Raw genomic sequence first — 591 nt, 5'->3', positions numbered from 1 at the left:
CGAGCTGCTGGGTGTGGAGCTGCTGGAGCCAGGAGAGCGCGGTGGCGTCTTCGTCGACGAAGATGCGGACGGGCAGTGTGTTGATGAAGAGGCCGACGGCGTGCTCGATGCCGGAGACGTCGGCGGAACGCCCCGACGTCGTGGCGCCGAAGAGGATGTCGTGCTCACCGGTGTGACGTGAGAGCACCAGCGTCCATGCGGCCTGGACCAGTGCATTGAGGGTGAGGTGGTGCTGGCGCACGAAGGCCTGGAGGTCCGCGGTGAGTTGCGCGGGCAGCCAGACGTTCAGGTGCTGACGCCGGAGCACCGAGTCCGGGCTTCGGGGAAGCGCGCCGGGCAATGGCGTGGGCGCGGTGAAGCCACGCAGCGTCTTGCGCCAGTAGTGCTCCGCGGGCTCCAGGGACTGGCGCTGGAGCCAGGCGATGTAATCGCGGAAGGAGGTCGACTCACTCTCCGCCGGGAGTCGGCCGGAGCGGACCTGCTCGTAGGTGGTGAAGAGTTCCTGGAAGAGGAGCCCGAGGCTCCATCCATCCACGATGAGGTGGTGCAGCGTCCAGAGGATGCGCCACGTGCGCTCATCCGTGCGGATGA

The 591-nt window shown here is 67.5% G+C and carries 1 protein-coding gene; it reads right to left on the bottom strand.

Features of this window, described 5'->3' with window-relative positions; all coding sequences use genetic code 11:
* On the bottom strand, positions 1-591 hold a 591-nt coding region (locus tag HUA74_RS44965; protein WP_254625569.1), incomplete at both ends, for a condensation domain-containing protein.

It is taken from the genome of Myxococcus sp. CA051A (assembly GCF_013336705.1).
GTDB lineage: Bacteria > Myxococcota > Myxococcia > Myxococcales > Myxococcaceae > Myxococcus > Myxococcus llanfairpwllgwyngyllgogerychwyrndrobwllllantysiliogogogochensis.
This window is presented reverse-complemented; position numbering and strand designations above follow the sequence as displayed.